Annotated in this window: 16 protein-coding genes; 5 read left to right on the top strand and 11 right to left on the bottom strand. The window is 50.7% G+C overall.

The genetic code is table 11. From position 1 onward, the window contains the following. Nucleotides 1-208: 208 nt before the first annotated feature. Entirely contained in the window at nt 209-2,200 is a 1,992-nt protein-coding gene (gene pdeR / locus AC6EMZ_RS14950) for a cyclic di-GMP phosphodiesterase (protein WP_498403358.1), read from the top strand. Here pdeR and AC6EMZ_RS14945 read toward each other — a convergent pair. Continuing rightward, nucleotides 2,197-3,066, bottom strand: coding sequence for a crotonase/enoyl-CoA hydratase family protein (locus AC6EMZ_RS14945; protein WP_498403357.1), 870 nt, complete (start codon nt 3,064-3,066; stop codon nt 2,197-2,199). The genes pdeR and AC6EMZ_RS14945 overlap by 4 nt on opposite strands. 193 nt (nt 3,067-3,259) lie before the next feature. On the opposite strand from AC6EMZ_RS14945, the gene AC6EMZ_RS14940 reads away from it, so the two are divergent. The 3 genes from AC6EMZ_RS14940 (at nt 3,260) to osmB (ending at nt 4,750) form a co-directional block, all read left to right on the top strand. Continuing rightward, on the top strand, nt 3,260-3,442 hold the full coding sequence (locus tag AC6EMZ_RS14940; RefSeq protein WP_498403356.1) for a YciZ family protein: 183 nt from the start codon (nt 3,260-3,262) through the stop codon (nt 3,440-3,442). Nucleotides 3,443-3,509: 67 nt separating this feature from the next. After that, complete coding sequence (yciT, locus tag AC6EMZ_RS14935; RefSeq protein ID WP_498403355.1) at nt 3,510-4,262, top strand: DNA-binding transcriptional regulator YciT; 753 nt, start codon at nt 3,510-3,512, stop codon at nt 4,260-4,262. Between the two features lie 269 nt (nt 4,263-4,531). After that, nucleotides 4,532-4,750 carry an osmotically-inducible lipoprotein OsmB gene (osmB, locus tag AC6EMZ_RS14930; protein ID WP_061709010.1) on the top strand — a complete coding sequence of 73 codons (219 nt, stop codon included), beginning with the start codon at nt 4,532-4,534 and terminating at the stop codon, nt 4,748-4,750. Nucleotides 4,751-4,863: 113 nt separating this feature from the next. On the opposite strand, the gene yciH is transcribed toward osmB, so the two are convergent. The 5 genes from yciH to pgpB all read right to left on the bottom strand — a co-directional run bounded on the left by yciH (nt 4,864) and on the right by pgpB (nt 8,516). Continuing rightward, nucleotides 4,864-5,190 carry a stress response translation initiation inhibitor YciH gene (yciH, locus tag AC6EMZ_RS14925; protein WP_498403354.1) on the bottom strand — a complete coding sequence of 109 codons (327 nt, stop codon included), beginning with the start codon at nt 5,188-5,190 and terminating at the stop codon, nt 4,864-4,866. Beyond that, on the bottom strand, nt 5,190-5,927 hold the full coding sequence (gene pyrF / locus AC6EMZ_RS14920; protein WP_498403353.1) for an orotidine-5'-phosphate decarboxylase: 738 nt from the start codon (nt 5,925-5,927) through the stop codon (nt 5,190-5,192). Before pyrF ends, yciH begins: the two co-directional genes overlap by 1 nt. Before the next feature lie 188 nt (nt 5,928-6,115). Further along, nucleotides 6,116-7,285 (bottom strand): lipopolysaccharide assembly protein LapB, encoded by a 1,170-nt coding sequence (lapB, locus tag AC6EMZ_RS14915; protein WP_498403352.1) that lies wholly within the window; start codon nt 7,283-7,285, stop codon nt 6,116-6,118. Between the two features lie 6 nt (nt 7,286-7,291). Further along, complete coding sequence (locus AC6EMZ_RS14910; protein ID WP_498403351.1) at nt 7,292-7,600, bottom strand: LapA family protein; 309 nt, start codon at nt 7,598-7,600, stop codon at nt 7,292-7,294. A gap of 148 nt (nt 7,601-7,748) precedes the next feature. Then, nucleotides 7,749-8,516 carry a phosphatidylglycerophosphatase B gene (gene pgpB / locus AC6EMZ_RS14905; RefSeq protein ID WP_498403350.1) on the bottom strand — a complete coding sequence of 256 codons (768 nt, stop codon included), beginning with the start codon at nt 8,514-8,516 and terminating at the stop codon, nt 7,749-7,751. A gap of 195 nt (nt 8,517-8,711) precedes the next feature. Here pgpB and ribA point away from each other — a divergent pair, with 195 nt between their 5' ends. Further along, the gene (ribA, locus tag AC6EMZ_RS14900) at nt 8,712-9,302 is read left to right on the top strand and encodes a GTP cyclohydrolase II (RefSeq protein ID WP_498403349.1); all 591 of its coding nucleotides are present in this window, start codon (nt 8,712-8,714) and stop codon (nt 9,300-9,302) included. Between the two features lie 42 nt (nt 9,303-9,344). Here ribA and acnA read toward each other — a convergent pair whose 3' ends face one another. The 5 genes from acnA to cysB all read right to left on the bottom strand — a co-directional run bounded on the left by acnA (nt 9,345) and on the right by cysB (nt 14,045). After that, nucleotides 9,345-12,020 (bottom strand): aconitate hydratase AcnA, encoded by a 2,676-nt coding sequence (gene acnA, locus AC6EMZ_RS14895; RefSeq protein WP_498403348.1) that lies wholly within the window; start codon nt 12,018-12,020, stop codon nt 9,345-9,347. Nucleotides 12,021-12,183: 163 nt separating this feature from the next. Continuing rightward, complete coding sequence (ymiC, locus tag AC6EMZ_RS14890) at nt 12,184-12,282, bottom strand: small membrane protein YmiC (RefSeq protein ID WP_498403580.1); 99 nt, start codon at nt 12,280-12,282, stop codon at nt 12,184-12,186. A gap of 137 nt (nt 12,283-12,419) precedes the next feature. Beyond that, nucleotides 12,420-12,590: a YciX family protein gene (locus AC6EMZ_RS14885; protein ID WP_498403346.1), complete on the bottom strand. Its 171-nt coding sequence runs from the start codon at nt 12,588-12,590 to the stop codon at nt 12,420-12,422. 2 nt (nt 12,591-12,592) lie between these two features. Next, nucleotides 12,593-12,733 (bottom strand): YmiA family putative membrane protein, encoded by a 141-nt coding sequence (locus AC6EMZ_RS14880; protein WP_498403345.1) that lies wholly within the window; start codon nt 12,731-12,733, stop codon nt 12,593-12,595. Nucleotides 12,734-13,070: 337 nt separating this feature from the next. Next, entirely contained in the window at nt 13,071-14,045 is a 975-nt protein-coding gene (gene cysB, locus AC6EMZ_RS14875; RefSeq protein WP_498403344.1) for an HTH-type transcriptional regulator CysB, read from the bottom strand. Between the last annotated feature and the right edge of the window lie 44 nt (nt 14,046-14,089).

Genomic DNA, 14,089 nt, shown 5'->3' with positions numbered 1-14,089 from the left:
CCATCACAATTATCTACAGTAAAAGATAACTGTCATCTTTGGTTACTGGAATTTTTATCCACGTTGTATCCTTTTAATCAATTCTCGTTTTAATATAAGAACATAGGGAAAAACAATAAGTTCACTTCGGTGATGCCGCTGTTTTACGACGGAAAGGTCGCATGCAAATGAATTATTTTGCGTTAATTAAGCAGGTTCGGGAGAAAGCATGATTGACGACTTGGAGCAGAATTTGCTGTTTCGCTACATGGGTACGCACAGCCCCTGGTGGCGACTAACCGCAGACAGCAATGCACTGCATTTGGCCGCCAGCGAAAACGCTGATATTACCCAGGTCGTTGCGTTGAGTGACGAACAGGCTGAGCGTATCCGCCAGTTAACCGTCATCACCTCCAGTATTACCATGACACTGTCTCTTTATGGCACGGATGTGCCTGTGCATCTGGTCGGACGTAAAATTCATAAGACAGAATGGGCGGGCACCGCTTCTGCCTGGAACGATACGCCTTCCGTTGCACGCGATCTGGTACAAGGATTATCCTTCGCGGAGCAGGTGGTATCCGAAGCCAACTCGGTTATTGTGATTCTCGATCAGCGCGGCAATATCCAGCGATTTAATCGCCTGAGCGAAGAATACACCGGCATGAAAGAGCAGGAAGTCATTGGGCAAAACGTCTTCAAACTGTTTATGAGCCGTAGCGAAGCCGCAGCCTCAAGGCGCAATATTTCTGGTTTTTTTCGCAACGGCAGTTCTTACGAAGTTGAACGCTGGATTAAAACGCGTAAAGGCCAAAGATTGTTTCTGTTCAGAAACAAATTCGTTCACAGCGGAAGCGGCAAAAATGAAATTTTTCTTATTTGTTCCGGTACGGACATTACCGAAGAACGCCGCGCTCAGGAACGCCTGCGCGTATTAGCCAATACCGATACGATCACCGGCCTTCCCAACCGTAACGCAATCCATGAATTAATCAGCGACGCGATTTCAACGCGCGGTGAATCTCAAGTCGGCGTGGTTTATCTCGACCTTGATAACTTCAAAAAAGTGAATGATGCCTATGGGCATATGTTTGGCGATCAGCTTTTACAAGCCGTTGCGCTGGCTATTCTGAGCTGTCTGGAAGAAGGTCAGATCTTAGCGCGCCTGGGTGGCGATGAATTTATCGTGCTGGCCACCGAAACCTCACAAAGTACGCTTGAGGCGATGGCTTCGCGTATATTAACGCGCCTGCGCCAGCCTTTTCGCATCGGTCTTATCGAGATTTACACCGGCTGCTCTCTTGGGATCTCCCTGGCACCACAGCACGGTATCGACCGCGAAAGCATTATTCGTAATGCCGATACCGCAATGTACACGGCAAAAGAGAACGGGCGCGGTAAGTTTTGCGTGTTTTCCCCAGAGATGAATCAGCGTGTATTTGAATATCTGTGGTTAGACACCAACCTGCGCAAGGCCTTAGATAAAGACCAACTCCTGATTCACTATCAGCCCAAAATGACCTGGCGCGGAGAAGTCAGGAGCGTTGAGGCATTAGTGCGCTGGCAATCTCCAGAGCGCGGATTAATTCCACCTCTGGAGTTTATCTCGTATGCCGAAGAGTCAGGTCTGATCGTTCCGCTCGGGCGCTGGGTTATGCTGGACGTGGTTCGCCAGGTTGCTAAATGGCGCGACAAAGGCATCAATCTGCGCGTTGCGGTGAACGTCTCCGCGCGACAACTTGCCGATCAGACTATTTTTAGCGACTTAAAACAGGCGCTGAAAGATTTGAATTTTGAATATTGCCCTATCGATGTGGAGCTCACAGAAAGCTGTTTGATTGAAAACGAGGAGCTGGCTCTCTCAGTTATTCAACAGTTCAGCCAGTTGGGTGCGCAGATTCATCTTGATGATTTTGGCACCGGATACTCTTCGCTCTCGCAACTGGCCCGCTTCCCTATTGATGCGATTAAGCTCGATCAGGTTTTTGTTCGTGATATTCATAAGCAGTCGATTTCGCAGTCGCTGGTTAGAGCTATCGTCGCCGTTGCGCAGGCACTCAATTTGCAGGTGATCGCCGAAGGTGTTGAAAGCGCGAAAGAAGACGCCTTTCTCACGAAGAATGGCGTCAACGAACGGCAGGGATTTTTATTCGCTAAGCCAATGCCCGCTGCCGCATTTGAGCGGTGGCTGAAACGTTATCAAGCGAGGAAAATGCGTTAGCTGGCTTTACGTATTCCCGCCGCGTGATGACGGTCTTGCAGCATGACTAAACGTTCCATATAGGCAATGTCTTTAGGTTCATGACAAAATGCTGCATCAACCCAGTCTTCAGTGATGTCCATCAGTTCACTGCGCGGGAGTTGCATGACTCGCGTGCGGGCTCGCAACATCGCTCTTACGCCGTTCATCTTCGGCTGGAGGGTATCGATGAACGTCCGCACCGCCACGTAACTTTGGCCCGGTTCAAACAGGACATCGACAAGTCCCTGCTGTTCATGCCATTCAGCTGTATGTGACTCCCCCCGGTAGATAAGCTCCTCGGCCAATTTCATGCCCGCGCGGCGTGCGACCAATGAATAGCCCCCCATACCGGGAAACAGGTTAAAAGCAATTTCAGGGAATCCCAATCGAGCGTCGCGCTGCGAAAGAATAAAATGATGGGCCAGTGCGGCTTCAAAGCCCCCACCGAGTGCGCTGCCCTCCACCATAGCCAGCGATATGGCCCCGGTATCAAAACCGCGTGAAGCGGCGTGGACGCAGTCTACACACGCACGAGCATAGGCTCGTAACGCTTCGCGACGGCCATTCTGGATGCATTCAACAAAAAAGCGTAAATCACCGCCTGCGTTATACATGTCCGGTACCAGCGAACCCGTTACCCAAAATTCCACCGCAAAACCTGACTGTCGAACCAGCCATGAGAGGTTCATGATCTCTTCGATTAATGCGTGATTGAAACACGGGCGCGGCTGGGCGCGTAACATCATCCAGACAGTGCGTCGTTCTTCTTCGTAGTAGCCTGCAAGCTGGGTGAAACGTGCAGTATCGGTAAACAATTTGCAGGTTGCTTGGTTGATAACTGACATAGTCCAATTCCTCATATAAAAAAGCGCCTTGCGCGCAGAATTAGACTAATCCACTCCCCAACTCCTCAGTGTATGAAGGGTTAAAATTATTACTTTCATTTATGTAATTTCGTTAGCGCATTTTTTCCCTTCTCTTTTGTTGGCAATTTCTGCATCATTGAAATAATTAACTTTTCGCATTAAGGGTGACATGATGGCTGAGATTGACGCGCAGACAGTAGCGCAACGTATTGATACCGTGCTGGATATCCTGGTGGCTGGCGATTATCACTCTGCTATCCGTAATCTTGAGATTTTAAAAACCGAATTATTGGACCAGACTGGTGCAGGAAATACGCCAGATCCAGCCCAACCTAAAGCGCCGTGGGAAGTGTAATTTACCCCCCTCAATATATTGTGATGTATTTTTAACCAGCGGTACTTGCCGCCTTAATATGGATGCTATGAATTCCCGACAACAAATCATTCTGCAGATGGTGATCGACAAAGGACGCGTCAGCGTTGTCGACCTCTCCAAAGCCACCGGTGTTTCCGAGGTGACTATCCGTCAGGATCTTAATCTGCTGGAAAAACAGAGTTACCTTCGACGCGCGCACGGTTACGCCGTTCCTTTGGATAGTGAAGACGTCGAAACGCGCATGATGACTAATTTTGCGCTGAAACGTGAGCTGGCAGAGTTCGCCGCCTCGTTAGTCAATAACGGTGAGACGGTATTTATCGAAAATGGCAGTAGTAACGCCCTGCTTGCCCGAACGTTGGCGGAGCAAAAAGACATCACGATTATCACGGTGAGCAGCTATATTGCGCATCTGCTGAAGGAAACCCAGTGCGAAGTGATTCTGCTTGGCGGGATTTACCAGAAAAAAAGCGAAAGTATGGTTGGCCCACTGACCCGACAATACGTACAGCAGGTTCATTTTAGCAAAGCGTTCATCGGGATTGACGGCTGGCAGCCCGAAACCGGATTCACGGGTCGCGATATGATGCGCTCTGATGTGGTCAACGCGGTGCTTGAGAAAGGCTGCGAAGCGATTGTCCTGACCGACAGTTCAAAATTCGGCGCCGTCCATCCTTACATGATGGGCCCTGTGACCCGATTCAACCGCGTGATAACCGATGAACGTCTCAGTGATGAACATCGCGCACAGCTCCAGCGTGACGGCCTGCTGGTGGATATCGTCAAAAATCCTGCCTGACCCCTATCCGATGCCCGCATAAGCGGGCGTATGCTCTCTTGCTGCCTATCTGAGAGTATTCCGAGCATCCCTTTAAGATTATTTACCTGTTGTTTCAAAGCTAAAAACTTAGAATTAATGTTAGCGATATAACAGGAAGTAACTATCACCTGCGTGATTTTGTAACACCTGCGCGAACAGGTTTCACGGAAAACCGCTCCTGAGTATTCAAATTAGCTATACTTAAGGAGAACTTCTTTCCGTGAATCGATAATTCAGGAGAAAGTATTATGATCTTAACCAGCAAAAAATTAACCGCAGCAGTTTTAGCAGTCACTCTGGCAATGTCTCTGAGCGCATGTTCAAACTGGTCTAAACGTGACCGTAACACCGCCATCGGTGCTGGTGCGGGTGCTCTGGGCGGCGCGGTATTAACTGATGGCAGTACGCTGGGTACGTTAGGCGGTGCTGCTGTTGGTGGTATCATCGGCCACCAGGTGGGTAAATAATATATCTAATATCAACCACTGGTTTATTTGATCAATTCAGAACGATATTGTCTGACTTACGCACCTAGAAAAAAGCCACGGTAGATTTGGATTTACCGTGGCTTGTTATTATTTTATCCACCCGCTAATTTGACTTTCATTCCTTTGGCTTCAAGCAATGATTTAATTAAATCGCGGTTGTCGCCCTGAATTTCGATAACGCCTTCTTTTACCGCCCCACCGCAACCACATTTCTTTTTCAGTTCGGCAGCAAGCTTTGCGAGCGTAACGTCATCTTCGTCGATACCGGTAATCAGGCAAACGCCCTTTCCTTTACGTCCACTAGTCTGGCGCTGAATGCGAACAATACCGTCACCTTTAGGACGCTGTGCCTGTGCTTTCGGCTCATCGATGCGTCCGCTATCCGTCGAGTAGACTAACCGGCTATTCGGATCCTTCATTACACCTCCTTTCTCAACGAGGCATTGATCGCCTTAAGCGTTTGCGCGGGGTCGGCCGATTGCGTTACAGGCCGACCAATGACCATATAGTCGACACCTGCCGCCAGCGCTTGTTCCGGCGTCATGATACGGCGCTGATCGCCAACGTCGCTACCCTGTGGACGAATACCCGGCGTAACCAGCTTGAAGTGTTGTCCCAGTTCGGCCTTGAAACGAACGGCTTCCTGAGCGGAACAGACTACCCCATCCAGACCACAGTTTTGCGTCAGTCGCGCGAGACGCTCCGCGTGTTCAGCAGGTGACAACGTCACGCCGAGGTCCAGCAGGTCGCTTGCTTCCATACTGGTGAGTACGGTAACGGCAATGAGCAACGGCGCATCTTTTCCGTAAGACACCAGTGCTTCACGGGCCGCCGTCATCATGCGAGCCCCACCCGATGCATGGACATTGACCATCCACACACCAAGGTCCGCTGCCGCAGCAACTGCGTGCGCGGTGGTATTGGGGATATCATGGAATTTCAGGTCGAGGAATACGTCGAAGCCACGCTGCTGAAGATCGCGAACCAGCTGTGGTCCAAATAACGTGAACATTTCTTTGCCCACTTTGAGTCGGCAATCACGCGGGTCGATGCGATCGACAAAGGCAAGTGCGCTGTCACGGTTGTTGTAGTCGAGAGCGACAACAACAGGAGATTCAATCACTACGGAGGAAGATGAGGAAGCAACAGACGTCATGACCAGCCCTTTTCGTCTATGGGCGCCGCAGCGGCGCGGGATAGATAAACGGCGAGCATTCTACCTGCCCACATCCAAAATGAACAGGAACCATTTTCATCCTGGACGACTGCAAATCGCACGATTCTGATGAGAATGTAAAAAACATCAATAGTATGTTGTAACTAATATGAGGGGTTTTAAAAAGATTATTGCCCGTCCAGCCCTCTAATCGGTTTGACCGTTGACCACGCCCGGCATGATGGGCAATGCCAGTAGAGCGTATAGGCGGTGAATCCACACTTTTGGCAACGATAACGAGGCTTGCTGCGGGCTTGCTCACCCACCATTTCTCGCAGCGCCATCAGGCTCTCTTTTGCGCGCCCTTCTTCTGCATCGTTCAGATGGTAATCCATTAGTTTATGGAAGACACGCATCGTCGGATGTCGCTGTAACTGGCGGGTAATAAACACCTGAGCGGTGTCGGTACCTTCATGCTGCTCGACCACATCAGCCAGCATCAGTTCTGCGGTCGCGCCGGTATTCTCTTCGACACAACGACGCAGGAACGTCACCCACTCGTCGGGTTTGCCAAGCTGCTGATAGCAGGTTTGCAGCATTTCCAGCGTTTCGCTAACCAGTTCTTTGTCCTGATCGATAACGCGCAGCAGGCATTCGACGGCCTTCGCGAATTCCCCTTTCGCCATGAACACACGTCCCATCATGATAGAGACACGAGCACTGTTGCGATCGGCAGAAGCCCCCTTTTTCAGCAGCGTCATGGCTTTTTCCATGTCATCACTGCCCATCTGCTGTAAAGCAAGCTCACAATAGAAATGGGCAATTTCACCACGCTGTTTATCTTTGCCCAATTTAACCAGACGTTCGGCGGTATCAATGGCTTTTTGCCAGTCGCTGGTTGCCTGGTAAATTTGCAAAAGCTGCTGTAGTGCGCTCACGCGAAACTCGGTTTCATCCACCAACTGACTGAACATATCCTCAGCACGGTCATACAGGCCGGCAGCCATGTAATCACGGCCCAGCTGCTGGACTGCCAGCAGTCGCTGATCGTAGGTGAGCGACGCGCTTTCCATCAGGGTTTGGTGGATACGGATGGCTCGGTCAACCTCGCCGCGAGAACGGAACAGGTTACCCAGGGTGAGATGCGCCTCAACGGTACCGGTGTCCTCTTTAAGCATATCGAGGAACAGGTCTACCGCTTTATCCTGTTGGTTGCTCAGAAGGAAGTTAACCCCTGCGACGTAGTCGCGAGACAGGCGATTTGCTTCATCCTGTTTTGTTTGTTGCGCACTTCTGCGGCCCATATACCAGCCATAGGCTGCGGCGACAGGCAAAAGCAGAAACAACAACTCCAGCATAGTCGATTATTCCTTTGTGACCGGCACACCCGGGTTAACCGGAACATCAGTCACTGGCGCGATTTGGTTTTCAAGACGTTTAATTTTACGTTCGGCGCGCGCAAGAGAAACACGAACTTTAAGCCAGAACAGACCACAAATTAACCAGCCGATGGCAAAGCCAGCCGCAAATAAGACGGCAAGCAGGCTCGAGATGCGATACTCGCCTTGCGCCAACAGATAATTAAATGTCACCAGTTGATCGTTTTGCGCACCTAATGTTATCGAAATGACAAAGATCGCCAACACCAGTAAGAAAATGAGTAAATATTTCACATGACTTCCCGTTATGTGGTTCAAGCGAATAAAGTGTGTCCAACCCGCCGCAATCAGCCTTATAAACTACCATTTTAGCGGCGAGCGCGAAACGGAAATAGTTGCGCGCGTCCATAGGATCTATGGGCGAAACGCGCAATATCAACCGTCAGGGATCGTCCTGCTGTCTTTCAGCGATTTCCTGCTTCTCTTCTGGAGGCGGCGTCAGTGGTCCACACAGTCGCTGCGCGAGCCAGGTGGCAAGGGTCACCAACAGCAAGGAAATCAACGTAGCCACCACCAAATCGCGTGGCCAGTGCATTCCAAGCAACAGACGACTGCCCATCACCCCCGAGGCCCATACCAGCAGGACGGCAATAGTGACCGTCCGACGGCGCGGCCATAACAACCCTACGCCTAACAACGCCCAGCTCGCGGCAAACATTGTGTGACCGGAAGGGAAAGCAAAACCGGTCTCTTTTTGCCAATGCTTGCGTAGAAACGTGGGAATGGCCTGTTCTTCTGCCAACTGCTCTTTGACCAGATGACCGCGATCTTTACGCTTTAAATTGTAGAAGGTATCTACCGGAATATGATGCGTATTTTCAAGCCAGACGACGAATGGGCGCGGTTCCTGAACATTATCTTTCACCCACGACTTTATACCTTGCCCGGCCATAATGGCGCAGCCGAGAATAACAAAAAGCATCAGAGCCGGACGCCAGCGAAAACGCAGACACCACATGAACCAGGCGCAGAGAATGCCGTGGGTGATAATGCCCCAGGGCTGAGTGACCGTTTCCGTTATCCAGTACAACGTTTTCAGCCACAGTACATTTTGCCCCGGCTGCCAGGCCCAGCCAGAAATCCATACGGCCATGGGCATAATCAGCAAGAGGGCGGCACCTGCTGCAGTACGACGGGCAATTGAAAGCATGTTCTCTCCTTTTTCGCTAAGCTCAGCAATCATAACCGAAATTTGCCAAATGGGTGAAAATGTCGGATTGTGCGTTTAACGCGCGTATAGCATGGCGGCAACTAGGTGAACGCTGGCTGCTTGTGGCAAAATAGGCGGATACTAAAGCCGAAGGGCGACTGGCACGAAGCGTGTCAGCATACTCTGGAGAATCACATGCAGCTTAAACGTGTGGCAGAAGCCAATCTGCCAACCCCATGGGGCGATTTCCTGATGGTGGGTTTTGAAGAAGTGGCAACCGGGCAAGACCATGTCGCGTTGGTTTTTGGCGATATTACGGGGCAAACACCGGTACTGGCGCGTGTCCATTCAGAGTGTCTTACAGGTGATGCGTTATTCAGCCTGCGTTGCGACTGCGGTTTCCAGCTTGAGGCTGCGCTTTCTCATATTGCAGAAGAAGGCCGTGGGATCCTGCTCTATCACCGTCAGGAAGGCCGTAATATCGGTCTACTGAATAAAATCCGCGCCTATGCGTTGCAGGATCAGGGTTATGACACCGTCGAAGCCAACCACCAGTTAGGTTTTGCCGCCGATGAACGTGATTTCACGCTGTGCGCCGATATGTTCAAACTGCTGGGCGTTGATGAAGTTCGCTTGCTGACTAACAACCCACGCAAAGTTGAAATTCTGACAGAAGCCGGCATCAACATCGTTGAGCGCGTTCCGCTGATCGTGGGGCGTAATCCGAAAAACGAACATTATCTCGATACCAAAGCCGCGAAGATGGGCCACCTTCTAAGCGAGTAGCTTGAAATACCCGGCAGCACAATGTCTGCCGGGTCACCTCAGTTAGTTCAACATATTACGTATCACATAGTGCAATATGCCATCGTTCTGGTAGTAGGTCAGTTCAGTAGCCGTATCAATTCGACAGCGGCACTGGATTACTTCCTGTTTACCGTCTGCCCGCGTGAGCTGTACCGGCACCGTTGCGCCTGGCTTGAGATTCTGCAAATCGCTGATATCAATCCGCTCCTCTCCCGTCAGCCCCAACGTTTTACGCGTCACGTCCTGCGGAAACTCAAGAGGCAAGATACCCATCCCAATCAGGTTTGAACGGTGAATTCGTTCAAACGACTCGGAGATCACCACGCGAACGCCCAGTAAACGCGGCCCCTTAGCAGCCCAGTCGCGACTGGAACCAGAACCGTATTCTTTACCAGCAATCACAGCCAGCGGCGTGCCTTCTTGCTGATACTTCATTGCCGCATCGTAAATCGATAACACGTCACTATTCGGCAGATGTCGCGTCATTCCCCCTTCCACGCCTGGAACCATTTCGTTTCGAATACGGATATTCGCAAACGTTCCGCGCATCATGACTTCATGATTACCACGGCGTGAACCGTAAGAGTTGAAATCCCGACGCTCCACGCCACGGTTTTGCAGATAACGTCCTGCCGGACTATCGGCTTTAATGCTACCTGCAGGAGAGATGTGGTCGGTAGTCACGGAATCACCCAAAATAGCGAGGATCCTTGCTCCGTGAATATCTTCCAGCGGTTTAGGCTGAGCCTCCATATCGTCAAAGAACGGTGACAGACGAATGTACGTCGAATCCTCCTGCCAGCCGTAGGTGTCGGAGCGCGCAACCTCTATCGTCTTCCACTCCGGCGTTCCTTCAAACACTTCGGCATACTCTTTACGGAACATATCAGTAGAAACCTGTTCTACCGCAAGGGCAATCTCCTGAGCCGAAGGCCAGATATCTTTCAGATAAACAGGGTCACCTTTGCGATCGTGTCCGAGAGGGTCACTCGCCAGGTTAATATTCATATTGCCCGCCAACGCGTAGGCTACCACCAGCGGCGGTGAAGCCAGCCAGTTGGTTTTTACCAACGGATGAATACGTCCTTCAAAGTTTCGGTTTCCCGACAGCACTGCACCTACGGTGAGATCGCCCTGCTTGATGGCCACTTCAATAGGGTCCGGAAGCGGACCAGAATTACCAATACAGGTTGTGCAGCCATAGCCCACCAGATTAAAGCCCAGTTCATCGAGATACGGCGTTAATCGCGCTTTGGCCAGGTAATCAGAGACGACTTTCGAGCCCGGTGCCAGCGAGGCTTTCACCCACGGCTGACGCTTGAGCCCTAACGTAACGGCTTTTTTCGCCAGTAATCCAGCGGCCATGAGCACGCTCGGGTTTGAGGTATTAGTACACGATGTGATGGCCGCAATAACCACCGCGCCATCGGGTAACTGGTACTGATGCCCGTTCATAACATAATCAACCGGACGACGGTCCTTCTGAGTCGCATTCAGCTCAAGTTCATTGCTGGCGGCAAAAGCTTTTGGCACGTCATTAAGGGAAACGCGATCCTGCGGACGTTTCGGCCCCGCAAGACTTGCTTCAACATCGCCCATATTCAGTTCCAGCGTGCTGGTAAACACAGGCTCATCACCGGTGTTACGCCACATACCCTGCGCCCTGGCGTAAGTTTCTACCAGCTCGACCTGCTCATCGCTTCGCCCGCTTAAACGCATATAGTCCAGCGTGACGCCATCAATAGGGAAGAAGCCGCAGGTGGCGCCGTATTCAGGCGCCATGTTGGCGATAGTCGCCCGATCGGCCAGCGGCAGCGAATCTAACCCGTCACCGTAGAACTCGACAAACTTGCCGACAACGCCGTGCTTACGCAGCATTTGCGTGACGGTCAGCACTAAATCGGTGGCAGTGATGCCTTCCGCTAATTTGCCGATGAGTTTGAATCCGACAACATCGGGTATTAGCATCGAAACCGGTTGACCGAGCATGGCCGCTTCGGCTTCAATTCCGCCAACGCCCCACCCCAGGACGCCAAGGCCGTTGATCATGGTGGTATGAGAATCGGTACCGACCAGCGTATCGGGATAGGCTACCCATTCTTTGTCCTGCAGTTCGCTCCAGACCGCTTTTCCCAGATATTCCAGGTTAACCTGATGGCAAATCCCGGTGCCTGGTGGGACCACGCTGAATCGACTAAACGCCTGCTGGCCCCATTTCAAAAAGACGTAGCGCTCATGGTTACGTTCCATTTCCAGGCGTACGTTTTCTTCGAAAGCGTCGTCATCGCCGAAATGGTCAACGGTAACAGAGTGGTCGATGACGAGGTCAACAGGAGAAAGTGGGTTTACTTTGGCGGTGTCTCCGCCGAGACGCTTAACGGCTTCGCGCATTGCCGCCAGATCGACGACGGCGGGCACGCCGGTGAAGTCCTGCATAAGCACTCTGGCTGGACGGTACGCGATTTCCCGATCGGCATGAGCGTTTTGCAACCACCCCGCCAGGGCATGGATATCATCGGCAGTCACGGACTCGTCGTCCTGCCAGCGTAAGAGGTTTTCCAGTAATACTTTCAGCGACTTGGGTAACCGCGAAATGTCTCCGAGCGTTCTGGCGGCCAGCGGCAAGCTATAGTAATGATAAGTTTTATTCTCTGCCTGCAACGTATCCTTACTGGCTTCGCGTAGGGTTAACGACATAAGCTCCTCCTTAATTACAGGGATACCCCGACAATCATCGGGGCTGTAATTAAAGATAACACAAAGATGTCGTAACGTTTTGATAACAACCCAAATGGATAAATCCGCTGAAAGGATGCAGGAAGTGCGGGGACAAAAAACCTCGCCGAAGCGAGGTTTTCTTTTAGTGGATAGTCAGCCAGATAAGCTGACACCAGAACAGGATGGATACCGTAAAAGCACCTATCCATGACCAATATTTAACGTTCTGTAGGGTATTCATCATCGTGACACCAGACATTTTATTTATAGGGTTGGCCTGGGCATTCGCCCGCTCTTTATTGCTGATGTGTATTTATTAAAGAGTACAAAAGCGCATGGGCTATTAGCTGATATTTAGCAAAATAACCATAATGCGAATTATTGTTTTTTGGGTTCGTCTTCTGCGAAGATATCAATAAAGGCCTGCTGCTGTGCAGACAGCTTCCATGAGGCTGGCACACTGGTTTCGGGCTCTTTACGAGCCTTAGCGCTGCTGTCACCTGGTTGACACATTTTTTTTACTGGTTCAATACGCATCTGAACTGCCATATTCACCCCCAATATTTCCAGACCAGTAATGCCACAACCACCCAGAACAGGGCTGAGCCAAGAAACACCGCCAGCCAGGCTTTACGCTTAAGCGCTGGGTTCCTCTGCGGTTCTTCACTTCCTGACGGCATTGCTAACCTCATACAATCGACTTCGCTTATCATTTCGATACCAAACAATCGGTACAAGTAATCATGAGTTGAGATAAATCCTAAAGAAACTTTAGTCGAAAAGCCAGTGAATTTACGAACGTTTTCCAGGGAAATATTTAATCTTTTGACCTGAAATAAATAATTGATACGAGGAATTTGCGAAGCGGGAATTTACTTTCTACTTTTGTCGCAAATTCGCGACACTTTTCCAATAAAGTTGCAACGTTTATCAGGTTATATGAGAGGAAGAACCGAGATGATGATAATTCTAATTTAGCTTTAAGCCATTATTTCGGTATCTTTCCTGATGGAAAGATACCGGGTGTGATTATTTTTCAGGAAGCTTAATGTCTTCAAACATCGCTTCAATATCTTCATTTGATCGCAAAGCAACGGCAGTGTCGACCACGTCACGAGTTAAATGCGGTGCGAAGCGTTGTATGAAATCATACATATAGCTGCGAAGGAAGGTGCTACGGCGAAAGCCAATTTTAGTCGTGCTGTGGCTAAAGACGTCGTGAGCATCCAGACGCACCAGATCGGGGTCTGATACCGGATCAACCGCCATACTGGCGATAACACCGACGCCCAGTCCAAGGCGTACATAGGTTTTAATCACGTCGGCATCAGTGGCCGTGAACACGATACGCGGCGTCAACCCGGCGCGGTTAAAAGCGGTATCCAGTTCGGAGCGCCCCGTAAAGCCAAAGGTGTAAGTGACCAGCGGATATTGCGCCAGCTCTTCAATCGTCACCGATCCCTTCCCTGCCAGCGGGTGATCCGGCGTCACGACGATGGAACGATTCCAATGGTAGCAAGGCAACATCACCAGATCGTCATAGAGATGCAGCGCTTCCGTCGCAATCGCAAAATCCGCGTTCCCTTTTGATACGGCCTCTGCAATCTGGGTTGGAGAACCCTGATGCATATGCAGCGATACGCGTGGATAGCGCTCAATAAAACCTTTGATCACTCCAGGCAATGCGTAGCGAGCCTGAGTGTGCGTCGTGGCAATGTACAGAGAACCTTTATCAGGCCAAGTATGTTCACCCGCGACAGATTTAATAGCGTCGACTTTGGAAAGCACTTCTCGGGCGATACGAATGATTTCCTGGCCAGCGGGCGTGACCTGAGTCAGATGCTTGCCACTGCGGGCAAAAATCTGAATACCCAATTCATCCTCAAGCATACGAACCTGCTTACTGATACCGGGTTGAGAGGTATAAAGACCTTCTGCGGTGGAAGAGACGTTAAGGTTGTGGTTGACCACCTCAACGATATAGCGAAGCTGCTGTAATTTCATTCCAGACCATCCGATTGAGCGCACACGGGCAATCGCTTAAGACG

This window comes from Enterobacter sp. SCRI0065 (assembly GCF_059766475.1).
The sequence above is the reverse complement of the archived record's forward strand: the minus strand, read 5'-3'. Positions and strand labels throughout refer to the sequence as shown.

Coding starts and splice junctions, on each gene's coding strand:
- pdeR (WP_498403358.1), top strand. CDS start 209: ATGATTGACGACTTGGAGCAGAATTTGCTGTTTCGCTACATGGGTACG.
- AC6EMZ_RS14945 (WP_498403357.1), bottom strand. CDS start 3,066: ATGTCAGTTATCAACCAAGCAACCTGCAAATTGTTTACCGATACTGCA.
- AC6EMZ_RS14940 (WP_498403356.1), top strand. CDS start 3,260: ATGGCTGAGATTGACGCGCAGACAGTAGCGCAACGTATTGATACCGTG.
- yciT (WP_498403355.1), top strand. CDS start 3,510: ATGAATTCCCGACAACAAATCATTCTGCAGATGGTGATCGACAAAGGA.
- osmB (WP_061709010.1), top strand. CDS start 4,532: ATGATCTTAACCAGCAAAAAATTAACCGCAGCAGTTTTAGCAGTCACT.
- yciH (WP_498403354.1), bottom strand. CDS start 5,190: ATGAAGGATCCGAATAGCCGGTTAGTCTACTCGACGGATAGCGGACGC.
- pyrF (WP_498403353.1), bottom strand. CDS start 5,927: ATGACGTCTGTTGCTTCCTCATCTTCCTCCGTAGTGATTGAATCTCCT.
- lapB (WP_498403352.1), bottom strand. CDS start 7,285: ATGCTGGAGTTGTTGTTTCTGCTTTTGCCTGTCGCCGCAGCCTATGGC.
- pgpB (WP_498403350.1), bottom strand. CDS start 8,516: ATGCTTTCAATTGCCCGTCGTACTGCAGCAGGTGCCGCCCTCTTGCTG.
- ribA (WP_498403349.1), top strand. CDS start 8,712: ATGCAGCTTAAACGTGTGGCAGAAGCCAATCTGCCAACCCCATGGGGC.
- acnA (WP_498403348.1), bottom strand. CDS start 12,020: ATGTCGTTAACCCTACGCGAAGCCAGTAAGGATACGTTGCAGGCAGAG.
- ymiC (WP_498403580.1), bottom strand. CDS start 12,282: ATGAATACCCTACAGAACGTTAAATATTGGTCATGGATAGGTGCTTTT.
- AC6EMZ_RS14885 (WP_498403346.1), bottom strand. CDS start 12,590: ATGGCAGTTCAGATGCGTATTGAACCAGTAAAAAAAATGTGTCAACCA.
- AC6EMZ_RS14880 (WP_498403345.1), bottom strand. CDS start 12,733: ATGAGGTTAGCAATGCCGTCAGGAAGTGAAGAACCGCAGAGGAACCCA.
- cysB (WP_498403344.1), bottom strand. CDS start 14,045: ATGAAATTACAGCAGCTTCGCTATATCGTTGAGGTGGTCAACCACAAC.